Source organism: Ideonella sp. P3_A4 (assembly GCF_056403075.1).
Genome location: NZ_JBFUGE010000004.1, coordinates 33,778 through 60,572 on the forward strand (window position 1 = coordinate 33,778; position 26,795 = coordinate 60,572).

Consider the following 26,795-nt stretch of genomic DNA (forward strand, 5'->3'; position numbering starts at 1 on the left):
GGCTGCCGCTCAGGGCGTCTTGGTGGACGGCGTGGCCGCCGTCGTCGCGCCTGAGGCTTGGCCAAACTGCCACAGCATGAACGCATAGACATCGGCCAACTTGCTGGCCTGCTGCGTCGCGGTGCTGCCCACCCCGTGGCCGGCCTGGCCGTCCAGGCGCAGCAACACCGGCTTGCCGCTGGTGCTGGCGGCCTGCAGGCGGGCGCCGGCCTTGGCGCTTTGCCAGACGTCGACGCGCGGGTCGTTGATGCCGTGGATCAGCATCACCGCCGGGTACGCCACGCCATCCTTGATCTGGTGGTAGGTGCTCATCTCCAGCAGCGCCTTGAACTCGGCGGGGTCCTTGACGGTGCCGAACTCGCTGATGTTGGTGATGCCGTTGGCCGACTCTTCCGAGCGGATGGTGTCCATCATGCCGACATCGAAGATCGCCGCGGCGAACAGGTCCGGCGCTTCGGTGACCGCGCGGCCGACGAAGATGCCGCCGGCGCTGGTGCCCCAGATGCCCAGCGTCTTGGTCGTCGCGTAGCCCTTGTCGACCAGGTACTTCGCGCTGGCGATGCCGTCTTTCCAGGTGTTGGGCTTGGTCGTCTTGAAGCCGGCGCGGTGCCACTCTTCGCCGAAAGCGCCGCTGCCGCGCACGTTCGCGTAGGCGATCACGCCGCCGCGCTCGAGCCAGGCCACGCTGCGCGCGTTGAAGAAGGCTTCCATCGACAGGCCGTAGGCGCCGTAGCCGACCAGCAGCGTCGGGTGCGGCACGTCGCGCTTGAGGTCGGCGCGGTGGATGATGGCCAGCGGCACCTGTGCGCCGTCATGGCTGGGCACCAGCACTTCGCTGACCGTCAACGCCGGCGTGCCGGGCGGCACACGGATCTGCAGCAAGCCGGTGTCGACCGGCGGCTTGTCGGAGCCGGTGCTGCGCAGCACGCGCGCCGGTTCGGTCCAGGCGCTGCTGGTCAGCCACACGTCGGCAAAGGCGTGTGCCGGATCGTCGATCGTGAATGTGCTGCCGACGCGGCCCGGTGCCATGTCGGCCGGCGCCTGGCCCGGTGCAAAGCGCCAGGTGCGGGTCGAGAAGCCTTGCGATTGCTCGGCGTACAGCGTGCCGCCCTTGCCGATCGTCAGGCCCTTCAGCACGCCTTGGGCGGGTTCCTCGATCACGGTCTTGGCATCGGCGACCGTCTGGCCTTTGGCCAGGTCCAGCGCCAGCCAGCGCCCGCGCGGCGCGCCTTTGTGGGTGCGTAGGTACAGCGTGTTGYCGAACATCCGCGCATCGGTGACGCTGTCGTCGAACGCGCTGACCTGACGCCAGCCGATCTGCGCCTTGCCCAGGTCGGCCACCGGCGCGACGAAGAGCTTGCCCTCCTGCACCGTGGTGTCGGWGGTGCGCGCGAGCATGTAGCGGCTGCTGGGATCGAAGGTCACGCCGGCCACATCGAGCCGGTCGAGCTTCAATGCCTTGTTGACCAGTGGGCCGAACAGCGGCTTGGCCGTCTTCGTGGCGGCGCCCGCCTGCAGCAGGAAGACGGTGGTGTCGAGGAAGGTCTCGGTCGGCGGGCTGCCCGCCGGCAGTTCGCGGATCTGGTTGTAGCTCAGCGCGCGGCTGTCCGGCGTCCAGTGCACCAGGCCTTCGTGCACGCGCGGCACCGGCTCGCCGAGCGCCTTGCCGCTGGCCACGTCCAGCACGTACAGCGACGCGTCTTCCGAGCCGCCCGCCGACATGCCGTAGGCCAGCAGCTTGCCGTTCCACGACGGCACGAAGTAGTTGATCGCGTGCGGCACGCCCTTGGCCTGCGTCAGCTGCTCGGGGTCGACCAGTACGCGCTCGGCGCCAGTCAACCCGTTACGGGTGACGAGCTTGAACTGCGCATGGCCGGCTTCGCGCTTCAGGTAAAACAGCTGGTCGCCCGGCAGGCGGACGACTTCGCGAATGATGTCGCCGGTCGCGCGGCCGAGTTCGTCGATGCGCTTGGCGAGCACGTCGCGCTCGGGCATCGTCGCCAGCGCGCTTTCGGCGTAAGCGCCCTGGGCCTTCAGCCAGTCCTGCGTCGCCGGGCTCTTGACGTCTTCGAGATCACGGTACGGGTCATGCACGGTCACGCCGTGCAGCACCTGCGTCACGTCGTGCACGGGCGTCGGGGGCGGGCCCGCCAGGGCGCTGAGGGCGGCGGCCAGCAGCGTGGCGGCCAGGGGAATCTTGCGAAGCGGCATGGGGGTCTCCCGAGTGAGTGCCGTGGAACAACGCGGCCGGGTAGGCCAAGCGCCGGATGTTACGTCGCTCGGCTGGTGCGCTGCAGGCTCAGCGGTAGCGGGCTAGCATCCGGGGCCCTTGCCGCTGCAGCCCACCATGTCCGACCGCCTCGAAGCCCGTGTTGACGCCTTGTTCATCTACCCGATCAAGGCCTGCGGCGCGATGCGCGTCACGCAGTTGGACATCACTGCCGCGGGCCTGATTGCCGGCGACCGCGAATGGGCGGTGATCGATGACAAGGGCGAGGTCACTTGGCAGGGGGCGCACCCACGCCTGGCGCTGGTTCGGCCGGCGCTGGACGGTGGCGTGCTGCGGCTGACCGCGCCTGGCGAGACCGATGTAGAGGTGGCGTCGGCCGAAGGGCCTTGCACCGTGCGGATGTGGAACGACAGCGTGAAGGAGATGGAGACCTTTGCTGCGTTCGACGCTGGCGATGCGGCGGCGGCGTTGATGCAGCAGGTCACCGGCGCGCCGCTGCGGCTGGTCCGGTTCGGGGCGCAGGCGCTTGCCCGGCGTGGCATCAATCCCTTGCACCTGGTCAGCCTGCCATCGGTGGACGAGCTGAACGCCCACCTCGCCGGCGAAGGAATCGCTGAGGCCGAAGCGCTGCGCTTTCGGCCCAACCTGGTGCTCGGCGCGACGGCGGAACCCCTGCTGCCGTTCATCGAAGAGCAGGTGACCCAGGTCCATGGCGGCGAGGGCGAGCACTCGTGGCAGATGCCTGTGTCGGCGCCGTGCATCCGCTGCGTGGTGCCGGGCGTGAGCCCGTCGAGCGGTGAGGTGAACGAGGCCTTGCCGCCAGCCGTGGCTCAACTGAGCGGCCAGCGCTTTCCAGGCGAGCCGTCGATCTTTGGCGTCTATGCGATGCCGGCCCCCGGCACCCAGATCCGCGCTGGCGACCGCTTGTGGCTCGAGCTGAACTTCTAGCCGCCATATTCGGCCACCGCGCAAGCATCGTCGGCATTTGTCGTTGGCGACGGGCACAGGGCTTTCGATAATGCAAAAAACGATGAAGCACTGCCCAGAAGCGGACAAAGAACCAATATGAACTTCCAGCAACTGCGCTCGGTGCGCGAAGCGGTGCGCCAAGGCTTCAACCTGACGACGGTGGCCGACGCGCTGCACACCTCGCAGCCCGGCATCAGCCGGCAGATCCGCGAGCTGGAAGACGAACTCGGCGTCGAGATCTTCGTGCGCGCCGGCAAGCGCCTGACCGGCCTGACGCCGGCCGGCGAGCGCGTGCTGCCCTGGGTCGAACGCACGCTGCTGGACGTCGAGAACCTGCAGCGCGCCAGCGACGATTTCCGTCTCGGCGACAGCGGCGTGCTCAGCGTTGCCGCCACTCACTCGCAGGCCCGCTACGCGCTGCCGCAGACCGTGCACGACTTTCGAGCGCTGCACCCCAAGGTGCAGTTGCAGATGCACCAGGGCTCGCCGCAGCAGATCGCGCAGATGTTGCTGACCGGCGCCGCCGAGATCGGTATCGCCTCGCATGTGCTGTCGGAAAACCCCGRCCTCGTCGCGCTGCCCTGCTACCGGTGGACCCACTCGGTGGTCGTGCCGGCCGGCCATGCACTGCTCGATGGCGATCTGACGCTGGACCGCCTGGCCGAACACCCGGTGATCACCTACGACACCGGCCTGACCGGCCGCGGCACGATCGACGATGCCTTCAGCCGCGCCGGCCTCAGCCCGCGCGTCGTGCTGACCGCGATGGACGCCGACGTGATCAAGACCTATGTCGAACTCGGCCTGGGCGTCGGCATCATGGCCTCGATCGCTTTCGACGAACAGCGTGACCAGCACCTGCGTGCGCTGGATGCGCGCCACTTGTTCTCGATCAACACCACCAGCGTCGCGGTGCGCCGCGGTGGCCTGTTGCGCGGCTTCGCCTACGACTTCATTCAGACCTTCGCGCAGCACCTGACGCCGGACATCGTGCAGCAGGCTCAGGCTGCACCCGCGGGAACGCCTTCAGCCCCGCTCTGAGCCTGGATCCTCAGCGCTGCTGCAGCGCCGCCGCCTTCGCCCGCTGCACCGACTCGCGCGCCTGCATGCGGGCGCGGTGGGCCAGCAGCTTCGGGAAGCGGCTCACTTCGACACCATCACCTTCCAGCCATTCGGCGATCGTGAACAGGTAGGGGTCGGCGACGGTGTAGTCGTCGCCGAAGACCCAGGGGCCACGCAGCCAGTCGACCTCGATGTACTCGAAGATCTCGGTCATGTTGGCCGGCACCTTGCGCTGCATCGCTTCGATCGCGGCTGCGTCGTCAGCCCAGCGCGCGCCGCGCCGCTTGTGGGCATGGGCCACATGCACGGTCGAACAGAGAAAGCTGTTGAAGCCCTGCAGCTGAGCCAAGCGGAACGGGTCGTCAAGCGGCGCGAGCTTGGCAGCCGGAAACGACTGGGCGATGAACATCAGCAGCGCCGGCACCTCGGTCAGCGTGCCGTGCTCGGTCACCAGTGCCGGCACGCGGCCGCGCGGGTTCACCGCCAGGTAGGCCGGACTGCGCTGCTCGGCCGCCGAGAAGTCGAGCGAGTGCAAGGTGTGCGGCGCATCCGCGTCATGCAGTGCGATATGCACCGCCTGGGCACAGGTGCCCGGGGCGAGGTAAAGGGTCCACGGGGTCGTCATCGGCCGGTGTCTCCAAGAAGGGGCCGGGCGGCGACATGCCGAACGGCGGCCCGCAGCTTAGGCCCGTGCACGCGATACCGTGGATGTCCGCGGTAATGCCCGACGTGTACGCCGGGCATCACGCAGCAGCTCGACGCTGCGAGCTTCAGTGTGCGGCGGTTTCGGCCACCTCGGCCGGCGCGACAGTGAAGCGCGTCACGCGTCGCGGCCGCAGGTAGACCTTGCGGCCATTCGCCAGGCCGAGCGAATCACGCAGCTGCACATAGGCCTCGCGCGACAGCTCGACGTCGACATACGAGCCGTCTTCTTCGCGGCGGAATTCGATGCGGGTGTTCGGGCCAACAGTCAGCGTCTGCGCCAGTGTCACCGCCCAGGTGCCCTCGCTCGGTTCGGCGACGATGTCCAGCTCGTGCGGGCGCACGTAGCTGACGGCCTCGTCGTGGCCGGGGGTCAGGCCGGCGCGGCCATGGAACAGGTTCACGTCGCCGAGGAACTTCAGCACGAAGGGCGTGGCCGGCTTGTCGTAGACCTCGTCCGGCGCGCCGACCTGCTCGATGCGGCCTTCGTTCATCACGACGATCCTGTCGGCGACTTCCATCGCCTCTTCCTGGTCGTGCGTGACGAAGACGCTGGTCACATGCATCTCGTCGTGCAGGCGGCGCAACCAGCGGCGCAGTTCCTTGCGCACTTTGGCGTCAAGTGCGCCAAAGGGTTCGTCCAGCAGCAGCACCTTGGGCTCGACGGCGAGCGCGCGCGCCAGCGCGACGCGCTGCCGCTGACCGCCCGACAACTGGTGCGGGTAGCGGCCAGCCAGTGCGTCCAGTTGCACCAGCTTCAGCAGCTCGGTGACCTTCTTGCGGATCGCTTCTTCGCTCGGCCGCGTGGCGCGCGGGCGCACCCGCAAGCCGAAGGCGATGTTCTCGAAGATGCTCATGTGGCCGAACAGCGCATAGTGCTGGAACACGAAGCCGACATTGCGTTCGCGCACGTCGGCGAAGGTCGCGTCTTCTCCGTGGAACAGCACCGAGCCCGAGTCCGGTTGCTCCAGCCCCGCGATCATGCGCAGCAGCGTGGTCTTGCCGGAGCCCGAAGGCCCGAGCAGGGCGACGAGTTCGCCCGAAGGGATGTCGAGGTTCAGGTGGTCGCAGACAGCGAGCGCGCCGAAATGCTTGACGAGGTTGCGGACTTCAATGCTCATGATGGATCCCTCTTTTGGCTCACTCGTGGTCGGCGTTGGCGGCCGCCTTCACGCGCTTGACGCGCTGCTCGACGAGGTACTTCAACACCAGCGTCACCAGCGCCAGGCCGGCCAGCAGTGAGGCCACGGCAAATGCCGCCGCGAACTGGTACTCGTTGTAGAGAATCTCGATGTGCAGCGGCATCGTGTTGGTCGCACCGCGGATGTGGCCCGAGACCACCGACACCGCGCCGAACTCGCCCATCGCGCGGGCGTTGCACAGGATCACGCCGTACAGCAGCGCCCACTTCACGTTGGGCAGTGTGACGCGCCAGAAGATCTGCCAACCCGACGCGCCCAGCACGCGGGCCGCTTCTTCCTGCTCCTGCCCTTGCGCCTGCATCAGCGGGATCAGCTCGCGGGCAATGAACGGGAAGGTCACGAATACGGTGGCCAGCACGATGCCGGGCACCGCAAAGACGATCTTCAGATCGTGGTCGCGCAGCCATTCACCGAACCAGCCTTGCAGGCCGAACACCAGCATATAGATCAGGCCGGCGATCACCGGGCTGACCGAGAACGGCAGGTCGATCAGCGTCAGCAGCAGGTTCTTGCCGCGGAAGTCGAACTTTGCGATCGCCCAGGCCGCCGAGACGCCGAAGACCAGGTTCAGCGGCACCGAGACGATCGCCGACAGCAGCGTCAGCTTGATGGCCGACACGGCGTCGGCCTCGACGATCGCCGCGAAGTAGACCTCGGCGCCTTTCTTGAAGGCCTCGTGGAACACGGCGGCCAGCGGCACGAACAGGAACAGCGCGAGGAACAGGCCGGCGATGCCGATCAGCGTCCAGCGAACCCAGGCGGATTCGGTGGTGGCGGCGAGGGCGGAGCGGGTTGCTGCGCGCTGGGGCAGGGCGGCGGGTGAGGCCAGGGCGTTGGAGGCGGCGGCAGTCATGGCGGTACTACTTCATCAAGAGAGGCGAGGTGTCACCGACCCTGGCGTTTGCGCGCCCAGGCTTGCACCATATTGATTGCCAGCAACAGAGAGAAGGCAATCACCAGCATCACAACGGCGATCGCGGTGGCGCCGGCGTAGTCGTACTGCTCGAGCTTGGTGATGATCAGCAGCGGCGTGATCTCACTGATCATCGGCATGTTGCCGGCGATGAAGATCACCGAGCCGTACTCGCCCAGTGCACGGGCGAAGGCCAGCGCAAAGCCGGTCAGCAATGCCGGCATCAGCGTCGGCAGGATCACGTGCTGGAAGGTTTGCAGGCGGGAGGCGCCCAGTGTGGCGGCGGCTTCCTCCAGCTCTTTCTGCAGGTCTTCGAGCACCGGTTGCACCGTGCGCACGACGAAGGGCAGGCCGATGAAGGTCAGCGCGACGAACACGCCCAGCGGCTTGAACGCCACCTTGAACGGCAGGAACTGGCCGATCCAGCCGTTGGTCGCATACAGCGAGGTCAGCGCGATGCCAGCCACTGCGGTGGGCAGCGCAAACGGCAGGTCGACCAGCGCGTCGATCACGCGCTTGAATGGGAAGCGGTAGCGCACCAGCACCCAGGCCACCAGCAGCCCGAACACCGCGTTGACCAGCGCCGCTGCGAACGAGGTGCCGAAGGTCAGCCGGTACGAGGCCATCACGCGGTCCGAGGTCACCGTGTCCCAGAACGCGGCCCAAGTCAGCGTGAAGGTCTTCAAGAACACCGCGGACAGCGGAATCAGGACGACCAGACACAGGTACATCAGCGCAAAGCCGAGTGCCAAGTCGAAACCTGGCAGCACGCTGTGGCGTTTGAGGAGGGTGCGGGAAAGAAACACGGTAGACAGCGCCGGGCTCTTTAGGAGGAGAGCGCATTTCGATCAGCGTGCAGCGATGCTAGGCAGCTGCGCTTCTGCGTGGAACGAAGCAAAACGCGCTTGCTTATGCGGCCGCGGCCATTCCACAGAACGTGGAGATGGCGAGGGAAGGCGTCATGAAAAGCGTCACGCGAAGCGGCGCCTTGTGCTTCAAAACGGACTCGGTTGGCCTTTTGCGGCGGGTCGCATGCAGGCAACGATTGGAATCACATTGCCGTTCATTCGGGATGTTAGGCCGTGTGACACGGTGCTAAAAGCCTGGCTTTTCTGTGACGACCTTCAGGAAGGGAAAGCCATGCACTTCAATAAATCCATCGTGGGCGCCGCGCTGTGCCTGTCATTGGCCGCCGTGAGCCACGCGCAGACGGCCGCTGATGCACCGGCTGACGCGTCGGTGGCTGTCGCCACGGCGGCTGCCACTGCACCCGCTGCTGCCRCCGCCGCCAAGGGCCAACTGCCCAAGCTGGTGATCAAGTGGCAGTGCAAGGAGGCCTGCACGACCAATGACAAGGTGCCGCCGTTGATCGAAGAGGCCTACGCCAAGGCGGCCAAGGCCCATGGCTATGAGGTGTCGGACGGCGATTCAGCTGAAGTCACCATCGTCGAATACCGCCAACGGCCGCCGACCGCGCGCGTGATGCTGGGCATGTTCGCCGGCAAAGACAGGCTGGGCGTGCACATCGCCTACCGCGGCAAGGAAGCCGACGCCGCCGATTCAGCCGGCAACATCGCGCAGGGCATGAACAGCATGAGCGCGTCGGTCGGCAAGCAGAGCTACGAACGGATCGTGGCGCTGGTCCAGTCCAGCGGCAAGTGACGGGCCGCCTCCAATGAAAAAGCGCGCCCTTGGGCGCGCTTTTGCTTGGGTGGTGAAGACCGAGGGGCTTACTTCTTCGCGTAGATCGAGTCGAAGGTGCCGCCGTCGTTGAAGTGGGTCTTCTGGGTCTTGGCCCAGCCGCCGAAGAGTTCGTCGATGGTGAACAGGTTGATCTTCGGGAACAGCTTGTCGAACTGCGCGGCGGCCTTGGGATCGATCGGGCGGTAGTAGTTTTCACCGGCGATCTTCTGGCCTTCGGGCGAATACAGGTACTCGACATAAGCCTTGGCCACGTCGCGCGTGCCGCGCTTGTCGACCACCTTGTCGACCCAGGTCACCGGCGGCTCCGCCAGGATGCTGACCGACGGCACGATGATCTGGAACTTGTCCGGGCCCAGCTCTTTCACCGCCAGGAAAGCTTCGTTTTCCCAGCTGATGAAGACGTCGCCGATGCCGCGCTCGACGAAGGTGGTGGTCGAGCCGCGTGCGCCGCTGTCGAGCACCGGCACGTTCTTGTACAGCGCGCTGACGAACTCCTTCGCCTTGGCGTCGTTGCCGCCCGGCTGCTTGAGCGCGTAGCCCCAGGCCGCCAGGTAGTTCCAGCGTGCACCGCCGCTGGTCTTCGGGTTCGGCGTGATGACTTCGACRCCGGGCTTGACCAGGTCGTTCCAGTCCTTGATGCCCTTGGGATTGCCCTTRCGCACCAGGAACACGATGGTCGAGGTGTAGGGGCTGGAATTGTGCGGCAGGCGCTTTTGCCAGTCGGCCGGCACGAGCTTGGCGTTCTCCGCCAGCACGTCGATGTCATAGGCCAGGCCCAGTGTCACGACATCGGCTTCGAGCCCGTCGATCACCGAGCGCGCTTGCTTGCCCGAGCCGCCGTGCGACTGCTTGACGGTCACCGTGTCGCCGGTCTTGCCCTTCCAGTACGCGGCAAACGCCTTGTTGAAGTCCTGGTACAGCTCGCGCGTTGGGTCATAAGAGACGTTGAGCAGTGTCACTTCCTTGGCCTGGGCGGCCAGCGGGGCGGCGAGGGTGCTCAGCAGGACAAGGCTGGCGGCAACAGCAGTCGTCAGCGATCGGGGCAGCATGGTGAAGACGTTCCTTGTGTGGGACCTGCGTGGATGCAGGCCCACCGATGCTAGGAAGCCCGCATCGCTCAAGGAACGAATCAAAACGCCGCTGCTTATGCGGTTTGTGCCGCCACAGTGTGAGCGATCAGACCGCGAAGCCCAGCGCCGGCGCGGCGGCGCGTGCCCGAGGCCGCAAGGTGCTGGCCACGCGCTGCACATGGCTGCGGGCCCAGGCCAGGGCATCGGGCCAGGCGCCGTAGCCGGTGGCTGGGTTGACGTGGCCGGCTTCGCCCAACTCGATCATTTCGCTGCCCCAGCGGCGGCCGAAGTACAGCGCATCGGCATGTGGCATCCAAGGGTCGTTGGCACTGACGACCAGCGTCGAGGGGAACGGCAGCGCGTGGCTCAGCGAGCCTTCATCGAGGCTGAAGCGCTCGGGCGCGGCCGGGGCCACCAGCAGCGCACCCTGCACGCCGCGACCACCGCGCGCTGCGTGGTGAGCCAGCGCCAGACAGCCGAAGCTGTGCGCCACGGCGATCCATACGTCGGCCGGGTGGCGGCGCAGCGTGTCGTCGATCGCGCCGGCCCAGCGGTCCAGGTCAGCGTGGCCCCAGTCCTCGACGCGGATGCGCACGGCGTCCGGCTGTTGGGCCTGGATCCAGCTCTGCCAATGGTCGGGCCCGCTGCCATGCAGGCCCGGCACGATGAGCAGGCGGACCTGCGGCTGGTCGGAGGAGGTGAACTTCGCGAGGCTCATGGGGCTCCTTCGCTCAAAGGGTGGCGATCGACACCTCGGTCGACTTCACCAGTGCAACCACATCGCGGCCGATGCGCAGGCCCAGCTCATGCACCGAGCGGGTCGTGATGACCGAGGTCACGATCAGGCCCGACGGCATTTCGACGTCGACCTCCGAGACGACCGGGCCTTCGATGATTTCCTTGACCTTGCCGCGGAACTGGTTGCGGGCGTTGACGGCGAGGATGCTCATGGGTTCTCTTTTCTGTGTTGCAGGGAAAGCGGGGGCGGCCGGTGGGGGCCGCCGAAGACTCAGAGTGACAGCGTGAACGCCTGCGACTCGTCGCGCACCTTGATCGGCCCTTCACGCGGCGGCACACGCACATGCACCGGTACCCGGTGGCCAAAGGCATCGGCGACCGAAGCACAGCCGCTTTGCAGCAGCTCGGTGGCCAGTTGCAGCGGCTCGAAGCGGTAGCCGGCCACACGCAGGTGGTGGGTTAGCTCGTTCAGTGCGCGCAGGTCGCGCTTTTGCAGCGCGTTGCGAAGCGACTGGCCGGTACACGGAAGTGCCAACGCCTGGGTGGCGGGCGCCTCCACAGAAGTGATGGTGGCGGTGGTCATGTGTCCATGGTGGGCGCCGCCCCCCCAAAAGAGAAGGAAGGAAATCGGCGCTTCATATCGGCCCATCGCATATGAGGCCCGCGCATATCGGATACGCTGACCGGCTCGCTGATCGTTCTTGCTGTCACAACGTGTTTGCCTACTTCGAGCGCCTCGTCGACCCTTATCCCGAGGCCGTGCCGCCGCCAGCGCCGACGAGCCTGTGGGCCTTCTTGTGGGCCAACACCACCGGCGTGCGCCGCTATGTGGCCGTGATGACCACGCTGACTGCGCTGATCGGTGCGTTCGAGGCGGTGCTGTTCGCCTTCCTCGGCCAGATCGTCGACGGCTTGTCGACCACCGAGCCGGCAAAGTGGTGGCCGCAGGAGCAGGGCCGTTTGTTCATGCTCGCGGCGGTGTTGCTGGCCAGCCCCTTGCTCGTGGCCTGGCAGGCGCTGGCCAAGTACCAGACGCTGAACGGCAACTTCCCGATGCGGCTGCGCTGGAACTTCCACCGCCAGATGCTGGGCCAGAGCATGTCGTTTTACCAGGACGAGTTCGCCGGCCGTGTCGCGACCAAGGTGATGCAGACCGCGCTGGCGGTGCGCGACGTGGTGATGACGGTGACCGACATCCTGGTCTTCATCATCATCTATTTCGTCACGATGATGGCGGTGGTCGGCGGCGTCAACGCGAAGCTGCTGCTGCCGTTTTTCGGCTGGCTCGCGCTGTATGTGGCGGCGCTGTTCTTCTTCGTGCCGCGGCTGGGCAAGGTGGCACGCGAGCAGGCCGATGCGCGCGCGCTGATGGTCGGCCGCATCTCGGACGCGTACACCAACATCGCGACCGTCAAGCTGTTCTCACATGCCGGCCGCGAGTCGGGTTATGTGCGCGGCGCGATGCAGGACTTCATGGGCATCGCCTACCGCCAGATGCGTCTGGTGACGGGGCTCGAGATCGTGATCCACCTGCTCAGCATGGGCCTGGTGCTGGCCACGGCCGGCGCCACACTGTGGCTGTGGACGCAGGGCGGCGCCGGCATCGGCGCGGTCGCCGCAGCCACCGCGATGGCGCTGCGGCTGAACGGCATCTCGCACTGGATCATGTGGGAGATGGCGACGCTGTTCGAGCAGGTCGGCACCGTCGCCGATGGCATCAACACGTTGACGAAGCACGCCGCAGTGGTCGACAAGCCCGATGCCGGCGAACTGCAGGTGCCGCGCGGCGAGGTGCGTTTCGAGCAGGTGCGCTTCGGCTACGGCCAGGCCGGCCGGGCGGTGATCGATGACTTCACGCTGACCATCAAGCCCGGCGAAAAGATCGGCCTGGTTGGCCGCTCGGGCGCGGGCAAGTCGACGCTGGTCAACCTGCTGCTGCGTTTCTACGACCTTGAGTCCGGCCGCATCCTGATCGACGGGCAGGACATCGCCGGCGTGACGCAGAACAGCTTGCGATCCCACGTCGGCATGGTCACGCAAGACACCTCGCTGCTGCACCGCTCGGTGCGCGACAACCTGGTCTACGGCCGGCCCGGTGCGACCGAGGAACAGATGCTCGACGCAGCCCGGCGCGCCGAGGCCCATGCCTTCATCGAGACGCTGATCGACCCGAAAAAGCGCACCGGCTACGACGCGCATGTCGGCGAGCGCGGCGTCAAGCTCTCAGGCGGCCAGCGCCAGCGCGTGGCGATCGCACGGGTGATGCTGAAGGATGCGCCGATCCTGTTGCTCGACGAGGCCACCAGCGCACTCGACAGCGAAGTCGAAGCGGCGATTCAGCAAAGCCTGTACCGGTTGATGGAGGGCAAGACGGTGGTCGCGATCGCGCACCGCTTGTCGACCATCGCCGCGATGGACCGATTGATCGTGATGGACGGCGGCCGCATCGTCGAGCAGGGCGACCACCGCAGCCTGCTGGCGCAAGGGGGTCTCTACGCGCGGCTGTGGGCGCACCAGAGCGGCGGCTTCCTCGGAGAAGAGTAAACCCCCGGACCGACTGGCTTCAGTGGCCGACGACGACCTTGCGGCCGTTCAGCGGTTGCACTGGGCGCGCGTTCATCGTGTAGAGCTTCTTGAACGAGGCGAACTGCGCGGCGGAAAACTCGACCGGCGTCTTCAGCACCTGCCAGCGCACCTCTTCGCTGCAGGGCGGCGTCGTCAGCGAGCCGGCGAAGCTGTAGTGGCTGCGGTCGGCGGGCAGCAGGTTGGCCGGGTTGATGCCGGCTTCGAGCGGCACGCTGGCGCCCTGGTTGGGCGGCAGCAGGTCGAAGACCGGCTTCAGCGTGGCGTTCTCCTTGCCGAGCTCGAACAGCACCGCGATCACCGCGAGCTGCCCTTGGGCACTCTTGTGCACCAGGTGCGCGACGAGCGGGTAGTCGCGGCCGTCGATCTTCTCTTCGCTGGGCGTGTGGAAGTGGAACTGCAGCAGCTTGTACTCGGTGCCGCCCAGTGTGATGGTGCCGGGTGACGCCAGGTTCACCTGGATCGTGTGGCCGTTGTTGACCACCGTGGCCGGGCCACTGGTGTAGTGGATGGCCAGCGGCGGCGCGCTCGGGGTCTTGGCGACCTTGTGCGTGTCGATGTCGATCGGCGACTGGTGTTTGCCGAGACTGCAGGTCTTGAACGCCGGGTCCAGCTCGGCCCAGTGGGCGGCGCCGCCGTGGCCTTCATAGTCCCAGTGGGGAGCGTCGGCGGCATATGCCGGGGCGACGCCGGCGAGCGCAAGCGCGGCGGCTGCCAATGTTGAAGCCTTCAAGGTCGATGTCATGACAGGACACTGGGAGGTTGCGGGGCTCGCACCCTAACACCCGCCCGGGGTGACCGACCCCGAGGCCGCGACCCGCAAAGGGTTTTGGTGCTGCCGCTCAGTGCACCAGCATCGGCGCGGCGATCAGCCCCAGGCCCAGCACGCCGACCGCCCAGACGGCGGTGCGCAAAAAGGGGATGCCAGCCCAATAGACCAGCACGAAGACCATGCGCGACCAGACGAACAGGTGGGCGCCAAGCGTGACCTGCGGCGTGACCGCATTCGCCACATGCGCAGCCAGCACCAGCGCGGCGAACAGCAGGAAGTTCTCCAGCGTGTTGCGCGCCGCGCGGTCCAGCCGCGCCGCGGCCGGCGACGGCTCGGGCATGTCGGCCCGGTTGCCGAAGGCCAGCAGCATGCCGCGGGGTGTCCACGCGCGGGCCTTGGCCAGGCTGGCCAGCATCAGCACGATCCAGGTGAACACGGTCATGCCAACCAGCATGTGCAGGGGAGCGGTCATCGCGGGCCTTTGTCGTGATGGGAAAGAACCGCAGCCTTCAGGCGGTCTGGCGCGCGTCTTCGCGGATCATGTCGACCGCCTTCTCGGCGATCATGATCGTCGGCGCATTGGTGTTGCCGCTGACGATGCGCGGCATGATCGACGCGTCGACCACCCGCAGCCCCGGCACGCCGCGCACGCGCAGGCGGCTGTCAACCACCGCGCCATCGTCGCTGCCCATGCGGCAGGTGCCCACCGGGTGGTAGATCGTGTCGGCGCGGTTGCGGATGAAGGATTCGATCTCGCTGTCGCTGCGCGCATCGGCCGAAGCCGCCAGCTCGCGCCCGCCGAGTGCCGCGATCGCAGGCTGCTGCAGGATGTGGCGCATCAGCTTGAAACCCCGCACCAGGCGCGCGGTGTCGTCGTCGTCACCGAGGAAGTTGGGGTCGATCTTCGGCGCCGCCAGCGCGTCGGCGCTGGCCAGCGTCAACTGGCCACGGCTCTTGGGCTGCAGCAAGCAGACGTGGCACGAGTAGCCGTGGCCGAAGACGGTCTTGCGGCCGTGGTCGACCAGCTTGCCGATGACGAAGTGCAGCTGCAGGTCCGGCAGGGCCTCTTCGGGGCGGCTGCGCAGGAAGGCGCCGGCCTCGGCGAAGTTGGTCGTCAGCACGCCCTTGCGCTCGTGGCGCCATTGGCCGATGCCTTGCCACACACTGGCCAGGCCGCTGAGCGACAGGCCGAAGAAGTCTTTCTGCGCCGGTGCGTCGACGACCTGCACCACGTCGACGTGGTCGTGCAGGTTCTGGCCCACGCCTTCGAGCGCGTGCTGTACCGCGATGCCGTGGCGCTGCAACTCGGCCGCCGGGCCGATGCCCGACACCATCAGCAGCTGCGGCGACTGCAGTGCACCCGCCGACAGCAGCACCTCGCGCTTGGCCTTCAGCATCACGCGCTGGCCGCCACGCAGCACCTCGACACCGACAGCGCGGCCGCCTTCGAGCACGATGCGCAGCACGTGCGCACCGGTGATCACCTCGAGATTCGGTCTGTTCAGCACCGGCGTCAGGTAGGCCTTGGCGGCGCTGTAGCGCTCACCGTTCTTGTGCGTGACCTGGTAGGGGCCGACGCCTTCTTGCGAGGCGCCGTTGAAGTCGTTGTTGAGCGTGAAGCCCGCCTGCTGGCCGGCCTGGATGAAGGCGGGCGTGTGCCGGTTCGGGCTGCGCAGGTCCATCACGTTCAGCGGGCCGCCCGTGGCGTGCCATTCGCTGGCGCCGCGCTCGTTGTGTTCGGCGCGCAGAAAATAAGGCAGCACGTCGCTGAAGCCCCAGCCCGGGTTGCCGGCGGCGGCCCAATGGTCGTAGTCCTCGCGCTGGCCACGGATGTAGACCATCGCATTGACCGAGCTCGAACCTCCCAGCACCTTGCCGCGCGGCTGATAGCCGCGGCGGCCGTTCAGGCCCCGTTGCGGCACGGTTTCGAAGGCCCAGTTGGCTTGGCCGTTCTTGGCCAGCACCGCCAGGCCGGCCGGGCAGTGGATCAGCACGCTTTTGTCGGGCGGGCCAGCTTCGAGCAGGCCGACGCGGCAGTTCGGGTCCTCGCTCAGGCGGCCAGCCAACACGCTGCCGGCCGAGCCCGCACCGATCACCAGGTAGTCAAATTCCATGCGCTCACATCCCCCCAGGCGACGCCCATGAATCGGTACGTCAATCGGCGAGGATTGGATGCCCGGGCCCCACCCCCGTCCATAGGGGCGAGTCCCGGCGGAATTTAGAGAGGGGCCTCGAGTGGCGGCTCAAGGCAAGACGTGGCGCGTGAAAGCATGTTCGCCACGCCCTGCTCCGACGTGGCAGGCTAGCGCATCACCCACGTCCCACCGACCCAGACCCAGCCGTGGCCACCCCAGCGCCAGTGGCCCCGGATCCAGACGTGCGAGCTGGTGGGTGGCGGGCCGGAATCTTCGTCGACCACCGGCGGCATCGGGGCGACGACCTCGTTGATCCAGTGGCCGCGCTCCCAGCGCCAGTGGTGACCGGCCCATTCCCAATGGCCGGGCACCCAACTCCAACCACTGGTCGCGGGCGGGGCCTGCGGCGATTCGACGATGGGCGCCGGCATCGGGCCGGGTGGGTATTCGGGTTCCGCCGGCGGCGGGGGTATGGAGGTCTCGACCGGGGCCGGATGTTCGCGGGGCGCACGCACGGCACAGCCGGTCGCGGCGAGCAGGGTCGACAAGGCCAGGCCGGCCAGGGCCAGGTGGCGAGGGTGGACATTGCGGTACATCTGCAAGACTCCTTTTTCGTTCAGCGGGCATCCCTTGCCCGGCGGTCCTGGTGGACCGCCGACGGGCACCCCACCGGCCAACCAGCAAGCGACGATCCCGCCGACTCTGCTGACCTGGCCGGCGGCGCGATCACTTGGCGGGTGGCGTGTAGTGCAGGTTCAGCTCTGCCGGTGTGCCGGCGCGCACCTCGACGGTCTGGGTGCGCTCGTTCTCGGCGTAGCGTGTGCTGACCGAGTAGCGGCCCGGCGCCAGCTTGACCTGGGTCAGCGGGCCGGCATCGTCCAGCGCCAGCACGGTGTGGCCCTTGGCGTCGGCGATGCGCAGGACCACGTTGGTCACGTAGTCGTTCTTGGCCCCTTCGGAAAAGGTCAGCCGCAGGTTGTAGTCGCTCTGATTGGCTTCGATGTGCTTGACCTCACCGCGGCCGATGCCGCCGTTGATGTAGGGCACTTCGGCCGTGGCGGCCCAGCCGCCGACAGTGGTGCCGAGCAGGGTCAGGGCGCACAAGGCACGGAAAAACGGGGCAACGGAATGCATGGCAATCTCCTTCTGGGGAGCCTGGCCGCACGCCGACCGCGCGCAAGTGCGGACGCCTTGCGTGGGCTGGTGTGTGTGGCCAAGCCTGGTGACAAGTCCCTTCGAGGGGCAATCGCCGCACCCGGCCGAGCGCGAGGCGTCAGTCCGCCGCCAGCCGCACCTGCTGCGGCTGGTCGCGTGCCAGGCGCTCCACCGCGTCGGCCATGCGGCGGGCGGTGGCATCGGCCAGTGGGGGCAATTCGCCAGCCAGGGCCTGGGCCAGCAGCCGGTTCAGCACGCCGGCGTGCGGCAGCAGCGTACCGAAGAAGTGCGGAACGCCGCCCCGGGCCAGCAGCAGCGTTGGGAAGTTCTCGATGTCTTCGGCCGCGCCTTCGGAGTCGTCCAGCGCGTCGGCGTGGTCCTCGATGTCGATCCACGCGAACTGCAGGCCCGGGTGGGTGCGCGCCGCCTCGGCCATCACCGCCCGGTAGTCGTCGCAGGTGCGGCACCAGGCGGCACACAGGCAGGCCACCAGCCAGGGTGAACGGGAAGGATCAGCATCGGGCATCGGCTGCGAGTGTGCCATTGCACCGCGCTGGCGGCCGGCAGGCTCAAGCCGACCCGGTCGGCGGCCGAAATCCGGTTCGATGCGGCCATTTGGCCGCCGCCCCGGTTCGGCCGCCGGTTGGGTACCCCTGTGCCAAAACCCTTCTCTTGATCCGTGATGACCCCCAGTTTTTCACGCCCACCCCACTTCGCGAGAGCCACCCGCAGGCTGTTGGTGGCGGCCCTCGCGGTTGCCGCGACCGCCGCGGGTGCGACCACGGTGCAAGTGCTGACCCAGGGCAAGAGCGGCCAGCCGCTGGCCGATGTGGTGCTGCTGCTGGAGCCGCAGGGTGCCAAGGCGGTCGTCAAGCCGCTGGCCCAGGTCGAGATCGCCCAACAGGGCCGCCGCTTCGTGCCGACGGTGACGGTGGTGCCGCTAGGCACCAAGGTGCAGTTCCCGAACCAGGACACGGTGCGCCACCATGTCTACTCGTTCTCGCCGGCCAAGAAGTTCGAGCTGAAGCTGTATGTCGGACGGCCGGAGAACCCGGTCGAGTTCGACCGCGCCGGCCTGGTCGTGCTGGGCTGCAACATCCACGACACGATGGTCGGCTGGGTCGTCGTCAGCGACACGCCGTGGTACGCCAAGACGCCGGCCGGTGGCCGCGCGACGCTGGCCGATGTGCCGCCCGGCAGCTATGTGCTGCGCAGCTGGCACCCCGACCTGCCCGCCGGCTCGACTGGCATCGAGCAGCCGGTGACTGTGGGGTCGGCGGCGCTGGACCTGGTCGCTCATCTGCCGGTGGCCGACAAATGAGCGTCGCCTGGCCGATCCGAAGCAGGTCTCGCCTCGCCGACGGGCCGGCGGCCTCAAGGAGGCACCAATGAGCCAGCGCCCCTTCCTGGCCAGCCTCGCCGGCCGCATCGTCACGATCTTTTTGAGCCTGCTGCTGGTGGTGCAGCTGGCTGGCTTCTTCACGATCCGCCACAGCATCGAGGCCAACGCTCGGGCCCAGCTGGCCGATCAACTGCAGGTCGGCGAACGGCTGCTCGTGCGGCTGCTGGACCAGAACGCGCAGGCGCTGACGCAGGCCGCCACCTTGCTGGCCGCCGACTACGGTTTTCGCGAGGCAGTGCTGTCGGGCGACGACGAAACCATCCGCTCTGCGCTGGACAACCATGGCGCGCGCATCGGCGCGAGCGTCACCGTGCTGTTGGAGCGTGACTTCACGCTGCGCGCGGCGGGCAGCCGGGGCGGCGAGGTGGTGCAGCCGTTGCGACAGCGCCTGGCCGCCGCGGCGGCCAGTGGCCGGCCGCCGACCACCGGACAGCTGGTGCTGGTCGGCGAACGGCCGTACCAGTTCGTCGTCGTGCCGATGAAGGCGCCGTTGGAGATCGGCTGGGTGGTCATGGGCTTTGCCGTCGATCACACCTTGGGACAGGACTTGCGCGCGTTGTCCGGCCTGCACCTGGCGCTGCTGGCACAGCCCGCGGGTGCTTCGGCGCGGGTGGTGCAAAGCACCTTGGCCCCATCGCTGAACGCCCACCTCGTCCAGCTGCCGCCGCAAGGGCCGACCGAATTCGAAGCCGGTGGCGAAACGCTGGAGGGTCGCATCAGCCAGTTGGCGCGCACGCCAAGCGGCGAGCTGCGGGCCGTGCTGGCACGTTCGGTGGACGAGACGGTGGCCCCTTACCGGCGGCTGCAGACGCTGCTGCTGGGCATCACGCTGCTGGGCGCCGCGGTGTTCGCAGTCGGCTGCGTGTTGACGGCCCGGCGCGTGACGCGGCCGCTGCGCGCACTGGTCGATGCCAGCCGGCGCCTGGGCCAGGGCGATTTCGACACCCCGGTGGCCCACCCCGACCGCGACGACGAGCTGGGCGAGCTGGCCACGGCGTTCGACGGCATGCGCGAGGTGACGCGGCGCCGGCTGTACCTGGACGACCTGACCGGGCTGCCGAACCGCGGCCAGTTCAGCCGCCGCTTGAGCCAGGCACTGGAGGCCGGCCCGGTCGCGGTGCTGATGCTAGACCTGGACCGCATCAAGCAGGTCAACGACAAGCTGGGCTACCAGATGGGCAACCGCCTGCTGGTGCGCGTCGGCGAAAGGCTGCAGGCGCTGGCAACCGGCCACGGCAGCATGGTCGCGCGGCTGTCGGGCGACGAGTTCGCGCTGATGCTGCCGGGCGCCAGCCGGCAAGAGGCCGATGCCACCGCGCAGGCCGTGCTGGCGGCGCTGGAGCAACCGGTGCGGCTGGACGACAGCGTCGTCGACGTGGCCGCCGGCATCGGCATCGCGTGCGCGCCTGAGCACGCCCAGAACGCCGAGGCACTGCTGAGCCGCGCCGAGGTGGCGATGTACGAGGCCAAGCACCGCCGCGCCGGCCGCCTGACCTACGACGCCGCGTTCGACCACGGCAGCACGACGACGCTGACGCTGCTGGGCGAGATGCGCCGGGCACTGCAGCACAACGAACTGCGCCTGTTCATCCAGCCCAAACTGCACCTGCTGGACGGCACGCTGGTCGGCGCCGAAGCGCTGGTGCGCTGGCAACACCCCGAGCGGGGGCTGGTGCCGCCGCTGGAGTTCATCCCGTTCGCCGAAGAGACCGGCTTCATCCACGAGCTGAGCCTGTGGGTGGTCGATGAAGCGGCTCGCCTGTTGGCGCGCTGGCAGGCGCCTGGGCTGCTGCCGCGGCTGTCGGTCAACCTGTCGGTGCACGACTTGATGAAGGCCGACCTGGTCGAACGCCTGAGTGCCAGATTGCTGCGCCACGGCGTGCCACCGCAGGCCTTGTGCCTGGAGATCACCGAGAGCGCGATCATGAACGACCCGCAGCGCGCACTGCAGACCTTGCAGGCACTGAAGGCGTTGGGCTGCAAGCTGTCGATCGACGACTTCGGCACCGGCTACAGCTCGTACGCGACGCTGCGCAACTTGCCTGTCGACGAGCTGAAGATCGACATGTCCTTCGTCAAGGCGATGGAGAAGGTGCCCAAGGACGCGATGATCGTGCGCTCGATCATCGAGGTGGCGCACAACCTGAACCTGAGCGTCGTCGCCGAGGGTGTCGAGAACGAGGCGATCCGCCAGCAGCTGGCACTGCTCGGCTGCGACGAGGCGCAGGGCTGGCACATCGGCCGGCCGATGCCGGTCGAGGCGTTCGAAGTCTGGGCCGAGGCGCACCACGCGCGGCTCGCGGCGGCGCGCAGCGTCACGGCCTGAAGGCGCGTCAGCGCAGCTTGGCCATCAAGGCCTGCACTTCATCCATCACTTCGACCAGCCTCAGCCCGCGGTCACTGCTGGCGAGGCGGGCGCCGAGCTCCTGCTGCATGTAGCACACCGTCAGGCGCACGTACGTGCTTTCCAGCGCCTTGCGCACGGCGGCCAGCTGGCCGGCGATCTCGAGACAAGGCTGGTCTTCCTCGATCATGCGCTGCACGCCGCGCAACTGCCCCTCGGCACGCTTCAGTCGGTTCAGCAGATCGGTGCGGGTCTTGGCATCGGTGAAGGTGACCATGCGCGCGATTGTGGCAAGAACGAAAAAAGGCGCCCACCGATTGCTCGGTGGGCGCCTTTGGATGTCAGCCTCGCGGCCGCGGCGTCAAGAAAGACTCAGAAGCGGTATGAAGCGCCGAGTGTGAACGCGCGTCCGGTCGGGTCGGTGTAGCGGCCGTCGTAGCCCACCTGGTTGCCGCCCACGAGCTTGAGGGAGCGCGGGGGGGCTTCGTCAAACAGGTTGGTGATGCCGGCCGTGAAGCGCAGGGCCTGGCTGAACTGCCAGCGGGTCTGCCAGTCGACGAGCGTGTAGGACCGCACCTTGCCGTTGTAGGCGACGCCATCGCCAGTCGCCTCATCCGTTACGTTGCCCGAGTCGGCCGTGAACGCCTGGTCCTTGTAGCCGGACTTGTTCTTCGCGATCAGCGTGTGCGTKAAGTCGCCGTGCTGCAAGCCCAGCGTCAAACGCACGATGTTGCGGAAGACCACGTTGTTGTCGCCGCCGAATTTGCCCAGGTCCGACTGCTTGCCGCCCGGCAGCTCGTAATCGGCCTTGAGCATGTGCGTTCCGCTCAGGCCGGCTGACAGCTTCCCGATCGGGGTGGTCGTGCGGTAGTCGAATTCCCAGTCGAGGCCTTGATAGTTGGCCTTGCCGGCATTGAACGGCTTCTGGATCAGGGCCACCGTCGGATAGCCGGCCGGATCCTGGTAGGGGATCACGAACAATTCCTGCAGCGAGCCCGCGTTGGCAAAGGCGTAGCCCTCGGGCATGCCGTTCAGGATCTGGTCCTTCAGCTTCACGGACCAGTAGTCGAGGCCCATCGACAGACCCGACTGCGCCGGCTCCCAACGCCCACCCAGGGTCCACTGGCGGGACGATTCGGCCTTGAGGCCCGCGCTTCCGCTGGCCGGGTTGCCCGCCGAGATCAGATCCCATTGCTGCGGGCCGGAGCCGTTTGCCACGCAAGTCGGGTGCGTCGGGAACGGGCAGACATAGGAGCCCGAGGTGTTCGTGGCGAACGCGAGCGGTGCTGCGATCTGGTTGACCGACGGCGCCTTGAAGCCAGTGCCCAGCGAGCCGCGCACGAGCACGCCCTCCAGCGGCTGGCTGCGGAAGCTCAGCTTGTAGGTCGCATGGCTGAAGGTGTTGCCTTCGTCCTCCGCCGGCAGCGGCTCAAGGTTGTTCGGATCCTGGGTGAAGGGCATCTGGTTGTGCACCTTGTCGTAGCGGTCGTAGCGAACCGAGGCGGTGATTTCCGTCTTTTTCGCCACCGGCATCAGCAACTCGGCGAACAGACCGTAGTTGTTGCGGCTCGCTTCCATCGGCACATAGCCATAGAAGCCGCCGACGGCGTAGTTGGTCTTGCCGACCTGGCCCGGGGTGCCGTTGCCGAATTGCGCCAGGTCGCTGGTCTCCTGCTTGAGCGTCTGTTTGGCGTAATCAAAGCCCAAGCCCAGCACCGAGGTGCCGCCGCCCATGGCGAACATGTCCTTCGAGGCGTGCAGGTTGAACACGTTCTGCGAGCTGGTCGTCTTCAGGAACGTGCCGCTCAACAACGCGTCGTCGAGGTTCTGACCGTCAATCGGCACGAGAGGATCGTAGGCACCCGTTTTGATCAGGTCCACGAACTTGTTGAAGTCCATGTAACCGCCCGCGAGCTTGTCCTGATCCCGGTTCGACGAGAACACCACGCTGGTGCCGTAGTCCCAGCCCGCCAAGGTGCCTTCGAGGCCCAGCACGTAGTGCTGCGCTTCGGTCACGAAGTCGTCGGTGCGGGGGCCCGCCTCCATGGCGCGATAGCGCATCTGGCCGCCGGTGCTGGGGTTGCCGGTCGACGTCAGGTAGGGGACGACGTACTTGTTCCAGAGGATGTCGAGCGGCCGGCCGGGCAGGTCGTTCGTCCCCAGGCCCATCGGCTGGGCGGGCGGCGCGAACGCTGCGGTCATGCTGAACTTCGAGTACAGCGCTTCGGCGAACAGCGTGTGGTCGGCGCCGAGCTTGAAGCGGCCGCTGAGGTAGAAGCTGTCGCGCTCGGATTCAGGGATGTCCTGCACCATCGCGGCGTAGTTCGTTCGGCACTTGGTGCCCGACACGAACACGTTCGGATTCGTCCCGCAGTTGCCGTTCAGGTCAAAGTACGGGTTGAAGGAGGGCGCGTCAGGACTGGGTGGCGTGGGTAAATCGAGGTAGATGCTGCCCGGCAGGGAGTTGCTCGAGGTCTGGTCGAAAACGACCCGCTTCCCGTCGAGGTTGAACGTGATGAGGCCGCCCTTCTTGGAGAAATCGCGGTCCTTGGCMCACAGCACTTCCTGCACGTCGTGGCTGTAGGAAGCCAGGATGTTGAAGCCATCGGTGTCCAGACTCCCGAAGCCCTTGCTGATGCCGGCGCTCCACTTGTTGCCGCCCTTCTCCTGGGGCGCGCTGCCGTTGAAGAACACGCTGAACTGGGTCAGGTCCTTCTTGGTGATGAAGTTCACCACCCCGGCGATCGCGTCCGAACCATAGAGCGCCGATGCGCCGTCCGTCAGCACCTCGACGCGCTCGACGGCATCGAGCGGAAGGCTCTCAAGGTTCACCGCGCCGTCGCCACCCGAGGCGCCGAAGCCGCCGAAGGGCGCGACGCGCCTGCCGTTGAGCAGCACCAGCGTGTATTTCTGGTCGAGCGCGTGGATGGCGGCGGTGGTGTTGCCGAACCCGTTGCCGTTGACCGAACCCGAAGACTGCTGGAAGTTGCCGCCGGTCATCGCCGGCAAGGCCTGGATCAGGTCGGTGACCGAAGTGGTGCCGCTCTTTTCGATGGCGTCGCGCGAGATCACCGTGACGGGCAGAGCCCCCTCGGCCTCAATGCGGCGGATCGACGAACCGGTGATCTCGACACGCTGGGTGGGCTGGGGTTGGTCTGCATCGGCCGCCATGGCCGGCAGTGCGAGCGCGGCACCTCCGGCGACTGCGCCGTCGAGCGCCAGCGTGATGGCGCGGGCAAGTACGTTCTTACGGAGGTGTCTCAAGTCTTTCTCCTCAAGCATTTCGATTCGCGGCACCGCGAAGCCTTATGGGCCGGGTGCCGCCCCCTCACGTCGCGGTGCGACAGGCGGTAGCAAGACGCAAAAAGCTTGCCACCGGCGACGCACCACGCCGACTGGCACCGATTGTGTTGGCCCTGTCAAGCGGCCTGCTGCTGGGACCAACCCGCGAGTTGGCGCTTTCGCCACAGGTGATGCGACGAACTGCGGCCCAGGGCGACGAAGTGTCGCCATCCAGGAGGTCAGTTAGAGGGTTGTCTAGGCAGGGCCTGCGGCCCGGCCACCCGCAGGGCCTGTCAGGGCGAGCCGCTACCATCGTGGCCAATGCTTTCGATTTCCCCCGCCGTCGACCCGGCCGCGCTGCTGCACGAAGTCTTCGGTTATGCCCAGTTCCGCGGCCACCAGCAGGCCATCGTCGACCATGTGATTGCTGGCGGCGACGCGCTGGTGCTGATGCCCACCGGCGGCGGCAAGAGCCTGTGTTACCAGGTGCCGGCGATCGCCCGCCACCGCACCGGGCTGGGCGTGACGGTGGTGGTCAGCCCGCTGATCGCGCTGATGCATGACCAGGTTGGTGCACTCGAGGAGGCCGGCGTGCATGCGGCTTTCCTCAACTCGACGCTGGATTCGGCCGGCGCGCAGGCGGTCGAGCGCGAGCTGCTGTCGGGCCGGCTGGTGATGCTGTACGCGGCGCCCGAGCGCATCACCAACCCGCGCTTCCTGGCGATGCTCGATTCGTTGCATGAGCGTGGGCAGTTGAGCCTGATCGCGATCGACGAGGCGCATTGCGTCAGCCAGTGGGGCCACGACTTCCGCGAAGAGTATCTGCAGCTGGGCCAGCTGGCAGACCGTTTCCCGACCGTGCCGCGCATCGCACTGACCGCGACCGCCGACGAGCACACCCGCGCCGACATCCTGGACCGGCTGCAACTGACCGAGGCTCGCGCCTTCGTCTCGAGCTTCGACCGGCCGAACATCCGTTACACCATTGTCGAGAAGGACAACGCGCGCACCCAGCTGCTGCGCTTCCTGCGCGACGAGCACGAGGGCGACGCCGGCATCGTCTACTGCCAGAGCCGGCGCAAGGTCGAAGAGACGGCAGAGTGGCTGAGCGGCGAAGGCCTGGCCGCCTTGCCGTATCACGCCGGGCTGGACGCCGACGTGCGGCGCCGCCACCAGGACCGCTTCCTGCGCGAAGACGGGCTGGTGATGGTGGCCACGGTGGCCTTCGGCATGGGCATCGACAAGCCCGACGTGCGCTTCGTGGCCCACCTGGACCTGCCGAAGAACATTGAAGGTTATTACCAGGAAACCGGCCGCGCCGGCCGCGACGGTGAACCGGCCGATGCGTGGATGACCTACGGCCTGGCCGACGTGGTGAACCAGCGCCGCATGATCGACGAGAGCACGGCCGGCGAAGACTTCAAGCGCCTGCAGGTCGGCAAGCTCGACGCGCTGCTGGCGCTGGCCGAAAGCCTGGATTGCCGGCGCCAGCGGCTGCTGGCCTATTTCAGCGAAGACAAGCCGGTTGGCTACCGTTGTGGCAACTGCGACAACTGCCTGAGCCCACCGCAGCGCTGGGACGCGACCGAAGCGGCGCGCAAGGCGCTGTCGTGCATCTACCGCTTTCGCCAGCATTCGGGCATCGGCTATGGCTCGACCCACCTGATCGACGTGCTGCGCGGCAAGTCGACCGACAAGACCCGTGAGCGTGGCCACGAGCAGTTGTCGACTTTCGGCATCGGCGCCGACCTGAGCGAGGCGCAGTGGCGCGGCGTGATCCGCCAGCTGATCGCGCTTGGCCACCTGGCCAGCGAAGGTGAATACAACACACTGGCGCTGACCGACAGCGCTCGCGCGGTACTGCGCGGCGAGGTCCAGATCGAGTTGCGCGAGGCCCGCGAGCCGACGCCGCGCTCGCGGAGCTCACGCAGCAAGGCCGGCGCATCGCCCAAGGTGCCGCGCGCCGCCGCTACGCTGGACACGCAAGGTCAGGCGCGCTTCGCCGCGTTGAAAACCTGGCGCAGCGAGGTGGCCAAGGAGCACAACCTGCCGGCGTACATCGTGTTCAACGATGCGACGCTGGCGCAGATGGCCGCCGACGCGCCCGACTCGCTGGCGGCATTGGCCGGCATCAGCGGTGTCGGGGCGAAGAAGCTGGAGGCCTACGGTCGCCAGATTTTGCGGGTTTTGGAACAACTGGACGAAGGATGAGGCTGACGATGGCGTTACGTTCTATTTCCAACCGATGGTCGCGGGCCGCCGGATTGCTAACGCTCGCCTTTTTTGCCGGTCAGGCTCTGGCCGACGGGGGTGCGCCGGCCGCTCAGCCGCAGGGGCGCCTGATGGCCGACTGGCCCCAACGGCTGACGGCCGCCGGCTGCCCGACATTGCCAGGCAAGCCGGATGAGCGGCGTTGCACTACGCGTGACAGCTTCGTGGTTTGCAAAGAGGCGGTCGACGCCGGCCACCTGAAGCGCTGCGAGCTGGCCAATACCAAAGAGACCTACCCGGCGCCGCGCTGAAATCACTTGA

25 protein-coding genes are annotated in these 26,795 nt (G+C 67.4%); 8 read left to right on the forward strand and 17 right to left on the reverse strand.

Translation table 11 applies throughout. From position 1 onward, the window contains the following. Positions 1-9: 9 nt before the first annotated feature. Positions 10-2,211 carry a prolyl oligopeptidase family serine peptidase gene (locus AC1DYI_RS01350; protein WP_477202280.1) on the reverse strand — a complete coding sequence of 734 codons (2,202 nt, stop codon included), beginning with the start codon at positions 2,209-2,211 and terminating at the stop codon, positions 10-12. A gap of 136 nt (positions 2,212-2,347) precedes the next feature. Between AC1DYI_RS01350 and AC1DYI_RS01355 the strand changes: the two genes are divergently transcribed. Further along, entirely contained in the window at positions 2,348-3,178 is an 831-nt protein-coding gene (locus tag AC1DYI_RS01355) for an MOSC N-terminal beta barrel domain-containing protein (RefSeq protein ID WP_477202281.1), read from the forward strand. A gap of 117 nt (positions 3,179-3,295) precedes the next feature. Continuing rightward, a complete protein-coding gene (locus AC1DYI_RS01360) occupies positions 3,296-4,240 on the forward strand; it encodes a CysB family HTH-type transcriptional regulator (protein ID WP_477202282.1) in 945 nt (314 codons plus the stop codon). Positions 4,241-4,250: 10 nt separating this feature from the next. On the opposite strand, the gene AC1DYI_RS01365 is transcribed toward AC1DYI_RS01360, so the two are convergent. From AC1DYI_RS01365 to cysT, 4 genes are all read right to left on the reverse strand, one after another. Next, positions 4,251-4,886, reverse strand: a complete 636-nt coding sequence (locus tag AC1DYI_RS01365) for a glutathione S-transferase family protein (RefSeq protein WP_477202283.1) — start codon at positions 4,884-4,886, stop codon at positions 4,251-4,253. Positions 4,887-5,031: 145 nt separating this feature from the next. Then, positions 5,032-6,084 (reverse strand): sulfate/molybdate ABC transporter ATP-binding protein, encoded by a 1,053-nt coding sequence (locus tag AC1DYI_RS01370; RefSeq protein WP_477202284.1) that lies wholly within the window; start codon positions 6,082-6,084, stop codon positions 5,032-5,034. A 19-nt stretch (positions 6,085-6,103) separates the two neighbouring features. Beyond that, positions 6,104-7,018 (reverse strand): sulfate ABC transporter permease subunit CysW, encoded by a 915-nt coding sequence (cysW, locus tag AC1DYI_RS01375; protein WP_477202285.1) that lies wholly within the window; start codon positions 7,016-7,018, stop codon positions 6,104-6,106. A gap of 32 nt (positions 7,019-7,050) precedes the next feature. After that, positions 7,051-7,884, reverse strand: coding sequence for a sulfate ABC transporter permease subunit CysT (gene cysT, locus AC1DYI_RS01380; protein ID WP_477202286.1), 834 nt, complete (start codon positions 7,882-7,884; stop codon positions 7,051-7,053). Between the two features lie 334 nt (positions 7,885-8,218). Between cysT and AC1DYI_RS01385 the strand changes: the two genes are divergently transcribed. After that, the gene (locus AC1DYI_RS01385) at positions 8,219-8,740 is read left to right on the forward strand and encodes a hypothetical protein (protein WP_477202287.1); all 522 of its coding nucleotides are present in this window, start codon (positions 8,219-8,221) and stop codon (positions 8,738-8,740) included. 68 nt (positions 8,741-8,808) lie between these two features. Here the strand turns inward: AC1DYI_RS01385 and AC1DYI_RS01390 are convergent, their stop codons facing one another. From AC1DYI_RS01390 to AC1DYI_RS01405, 4 genes are all read right to left on the reverse strand, one after another. Then, positions 8,809-9,831: a sulfate ABC transporter substrate-binding protein gene (locus tag AC1DYI_RS01390; protein WP_477202288.1), complete on the reverse strand. Its 1,023-nt coding sequence runs from the start codon at positions 9,829-9,831 to the stop codon at positions 8,809-8,811. Positions 9,832-9,958: 127 nt separating this feature from the next. After that, positions 9,959-10,570, reverse strand: a complete 612-nt coding sequence (locus tag AC1DYI_RS01395) for an RBBP9/YdeN family alpha/beta hydrolase (protein ID WP_477202289.1) — start codon at positions 10,568-10,570, stop codon at positions 9,959-9,961. Between the two features lie 13 nt (positions 10,571-10,583). After that, positions 10,584-10,802, reverse strand: coding sequence for a TOBE domain-containing protein (locus AC1DYI_RS01400; protein WP_477202290.1), 219 nt, complete (start codon positions 10,800-10,802; stop codon positions 10,584-10,586). Between the two features lie 59 nt (positions 10,803-10,861). Beyond that, positions 10,862-11,173, reverse strand: coding sequence for a hypothetical protein (locus AC1DYI_RS01405; RefSeq protein WP_477202291.1), 312 nt, complete (start codon positions 11,171-11,173; stop codon positions 10,862-10,864). A gap of 131 nt (positions 11,174-11,304) precedes the next feature. On the opposite strand from AC1DYI_RS01405, the gene AC1DYI_RS01410 reads away from it, so the two are divergent. After that, a complete protein-coding gene (locus AC1DYI_RS01410) occupies positions 11,305-13,134 on the forward strand; it encodes an ABC transporter ATP-binding protein (RefSeq protein WP_477202292.1) in 1,830 nt (609 codons plus the stop codon). Between the two features lie 19 nt (positions 13,135-13,153). On the opposite strand, the gene AC1DYI_RS01415 is transcribed toward AC1DYI_RS01410, so the two are convergent. The 6 genes from AC1DYI_RS01415 to AC1DYI_RS01440 form a co-directional block, all read right to left on the reverse strand. Next, positions 13,154-13,918, reverse strand: a complete 765-nt coding sequence (locus AC1DYI_RS01415) for a carbonic anhydrase (protein ID WP_477202293.1) — start codon at positions 13,916-13,918, stop codon at positions 13,154-13,156. A 97-nt stretch (positions 13,919-14,015) separates the two neighbouring features. Further along, entirely contained in the window at positions 14,016-14,417 is a 402-nt protein-coding gene (locus tag AC1DYI_RS01420) for an MAPEG family protein (RefSeq protein WP_477202294.1), read from the reverse strand. 37 nt (positions 14,418-14,454) lie between these two features. After that, the gene (locus tag AC1DYI_RS01425; RefSeq protein WP_477202295.1) at positions 14,455-16,059 is read right to left on the reverse strand and encodes a GMC family oxidoreductase; all 1,605 of its coding nucleotides are present in this window, start codon (positions 16,057-16,059) and stop codon (positions 14,455-14,457) included. A gap of 188 nt (positions 16,060-16,247) precedes the next feature. Continuing rightward, a complete protein-coding gene (locus AC1DYI_RS01430) occupies positions 16,248-16,676 on the reverse strand; it encodes a hypothetical protein (RefSeq protein WP_477202296.1) in 429 nt (142 codons plus the stop codon). A 130-nt stretch (positions 16,677-16,806) separates the two neighbouring features. Then, the gene (locus AC1DYI_RS01435; protein WP_477202297.1) at positions 16,807-17,214 is read right to left on the reverse strand and encodes a hypothetical protein; all 408 of its coding nucleotides are present in this window, start codon (positions 17,212-17,214) and stop codon (positions 16,807-16,809) included. A gap of 139 nt (positions 17,215-17,353) precedes the next feature. Beyond that, the gene (locus AC1DYI_RS01440) at positions 17,354-17,761 is read right to left on the reverse strand and encodes a thioredoxin family protein (protein ID WP_477202298.1); all 408 of its coding nucleotides are present in this window, start codon (positions 17,759-17,761) and stop codon (positions 17,354-17,356) included. Between the two features lie 258 nt (positions 17,762-18,019). Here AC1DYI_RS01440 and AC1DYI_RS01445 point away from each other — a divergent pair, with 258 nt between their 5' ends. Together AC1DYI_RS01445 and AC1DYI_RS01450 are read left to right on the forward strand one after the other, a co-directional pair. Next, on the forward strand, positions 18,020-18,556 hold the full coding sequence (locus tag AC1DYI_RS01445; RefSeq protein WP_477202299.1) for a methylamine utilization protein: 537 nt from the start codon (positions 18,020-18,022) through the stop codon (positions 18,554-18,556). Positions 18,557-18,623: 67 nt separating this feature from the next. Beyond that, positions 18,624-20,963, forward strand: a complete 2,340-nt coding sequence (locus tag AC1DYI_RS01450; RefSeq protein ID WP_477202300.1) for a putative bifunctional diguanylate cyclase/phosphodiesterase — start codon at positions 18,624-18,626, stop codon at positions 20,961-20,963. Between the two features lie 7 nt (positions 20,964-20,970). Here the strand turns inward: AC1DYI_RS01450 and AC1DYI_RS01455 are convergent, their stop codons facing one another. Together AC1DYI_RS01455 and AC1DYI_RS01460 are read right to left on the reverse strand one after the other, a co-directional pair. Beyond that, the gene (locus AC1DYI_RS01455; RefSeq protein WP_477202301.1) at positions 20,971-21,258 is read right to left on the reverse strand and encodes a metal-sensitive transcriptional regulator; all 288 of its coding nucleotides are present in this window, start codon (positions 21,256-21,258) and stop codon (positions 20,971-20,973) included. A 95-nt stretch (positions 21,259-21,353) separates the two neighbouring features. Then, a complete protein-coding gene (locus AC1DYI_RS01460) occupies positions 21,354-24,245 on the reverse strand; it encodes a TonB-dependent receptor (RefSeq protein ID WP_477202302.1) in 2,892 nt (963 codons plus the stop codon). Positions 24,246-24,584: 339 nt separating this feature from the next. On the opposite strand from AC1DYI_RS01460, the gene recQ reads away from it, so the two are divergent. Beyond that, a complete protein-coding gene (recQ, locus tag AC1DYI_RS01465) occupies positions 24,585-26,474 on the forward strand; it encodes a DNA helicase RecQ (protein ID WP_477202303.1) in 1,890 nt (629 codons plus the stop codon). Next, positions 26,471-26,785 carry a hypothetical protein gene (locus AC1DYI_RS01470; protein ID WP_477202304.1) on the forward strand — a complete coding sequence of 105 codons (315 nt, stop codon included), beginning with the start codon at positions 26,471-26,473 and terminating at the stop codon, positions 26,783-26,785. Before recQ ends, AC1DYI_RS01470 begins: the two co-directional genes overlap by 4 nt. Positions 26,786-26,795: the final 10 nt, after the last annotated feature.